General features: G+C 53.3%; 2 protein-coding genes and 1 pseudogene. 2 read left to right on the top strand and 1 reads right to left on the bottom strand.

Annotated features, from left to right (window positions below; genetic code table 11):
• Nucleotides 1–369 (top strand): annotated as a pseudogene (locus Pla100_RS31395) (hypothetical protein); the annotation flags it as partial.
• A 113-nt stretch (nucleotides 370–482) separates the two neighbouring features.
• On the top strand, nucleotides 483–1,028 hold the full coding sequence (locus tag Pla100_RS30220) for a hypothetical protein (RefSeq protein WP_146583115.1): 546 nt from the start codon (nucleotides 483–485) through the stop codon (nucleotides 1,026–1,028).
• Nucleotides 1,029–1,067: 39 nt separating this feature from the next.
• Here the strand turns inward: Pla100_RS30220 and Pla100_RS30215 are convergent.
• The coding region (locus tag Pla100_RS30215; protein ID WP_146583114.1) for a reverse transcriptase domain-containing protein at nucleotides 1,068–2,109 on the bottom strand (1,042 nt) is incomplete at its 5' end.

Below are 2,109 nucleotides of genomic sequence, written 5' to 3'. Positions count from 1 at the left end.
TACATGACCGGTGGTCCGATCAGTGATCGTCGGTTGATCTCGCATGAAGACGGAAAGGTTCAGTTTTGGGCACGCGTCGGCGATCAGACTGGCGGCGGCGATGGCCGTAGTGCCCCGTACACACTTACGCAGATCTTTTACTTCCTGGGTCGTAAAGACGGGTTTCACTACTTCGAAATCCCGAACGAAGGGTTCTACAGAGTTGCGAATGGGACCGCGGCGACGGACATGCCACTTGATCTGCCTGGTAAGAATCCGTTCGGGAGCGTAGGATTGTTCGTCGTTTTTCGCGATGATAAGCTGTCAACTCCTACGTCAGATGAACTTGCGGATGCAGGAATCGACACAACGCCAACTGGTGGCGAATAACAATGCGGTGAACGGGAGTAATGTGCTCTCCGCTACGGCGGTGTGGCTACGCCATTTTTCCGCCTCCGCTACGATCCCATTACCCCGTTACCGCTGGCGTTACCCGACTGAAAATGACCAACGCCACAATTGACTTGCGTCCCATCCGTGATCTGCTTTCAGTGTTCTTGAAAGAAACTTGCCGGTCGTTCACTGATGCACATCCTGACGTTGGGGTATCAACGGTAGCGCTATACGTGTTTCCGTATTCACGAATTGCTGGACTCTGTTTCGATCACCAATTTCACTCGGACGCATCGGTCAGTGAATGGCAGCACAAGGGGCCCGACTGGTATGGCGAAGACAATGCAGGTCTATTTTGCAACTCTCCCGCCGATTTTGCCTTTCCTGATTTTGCCGAATTCGAACTATCATCATTCCCCGACCTCTACGACTGCGATAATCGCCTCCTCGTTTGTGATTTAAACGGAGATCAGACGGCAGTCGATCGTAACGCAACCGGCGACGAAGGCGTCAACAAGGCGGTGTTTCCAGCGTTTTGCGACTTATTGCGTGAGTTCGATGGTTGGGCGTCGCTGCGGACAACTGCCCCGTTTAGAATTGGGGTTGTGATGCACGACAGCACTTGCCAAACGTTCTGGCAGCACGAAAACGGGTAACCATGATCGAGATAGGGGCCGCATTGCTGCGGACCCCTCTCACACCACCGGACATGCGGGTCCGCATCCGGCGGTTCGTTTCTTGGAAGCAAACTTGCTCCAGATTTCCTCAAGGCGCGCTAGTCCGTTCTTCTTGAGATAGTCAATTGAGATCGCGACGTGCATCGCTGCACTCGATGACATCACCCAATATCCTCTCCCACTGCTGCCGTGCGAGATGGCTTCCTCCTGACGCACTCCTAACTTCAACAGCATTCGTATCCGTGTGCGGACTCGATACCACTGTTTCCAGTAGCAAGCGTGGATGCGCCGACGAACCCATTTGTCGAGATACTGCAGCTGCGTCTTGTGTAGGCCGTAATGAAAGTAGCCGATCCATCCTTGAAAGTACCGTCGTAGTTCAATGAAACGTGATGACATCGACCGGCCTCCGATGCGGCGTGTTATCTCTTTCACGCGGTCCTTGAACTTGCGAAGGTTCTTCGCACTCACCTCGAATCGTCCGCCGAATCCACGAAAGCGGTAGCCGAGATACTCGACGTCCTCCGTGCGACAAACGCTGCTCTTGTCGTGGTTGACCACGAGTTTGAGCTTTCGGGTGAGGTAACGTTCCACTGAACGAAAGACTCGTGTTGCTGACTGCTCAGTTTTGGAGAATACCAAGAAGTCGTCTGCATATCGTACAAAACGATGGCTTCGTTGTTCCATTTCCTTGTCGAAGTCATCCAGCAGAATATTCGCAAGTAATGGCGAGAGCGGCCCGCCTTGCATGGTACCTTCGTTCGATGGGTGGAAGTCGGTATCGACCATCACGCCAGCCCGTAGGTAGTTCCCGATCAGACGCGACAATCGCTTGTCGCGAACCTTGCGAGCGACACGACACATGAGAACGTCATGTTGAACCGTGTCGAAAAATTTCGTAAGGTCCATGTTAACGCACCAGCGGTAACCCGCCCGGATGTGTTGCTGAACGAGATGGATCGCTTCATGGGCTGAGCGATAGGGCCGAAAGCCGAAACTTGACTCCGAAAAGTTCGGGTCGAAGATCGGCGTGAGGACTAACAAGATGGCTTGTTGGATT

This window comes from Neorhodopirellula pilleata, from assembly GCF_007859915.1.
GTDB classification, from domain to species: Bacteria; Planctomycetota; Planctomycetia; order Pirellulales; family Pirellulaceae; genus Rhodopirellula; species Rhodopirellula pilleata.
This window is presented reverse-complemented; position numbering and strand designations above follow the sequence as displayed.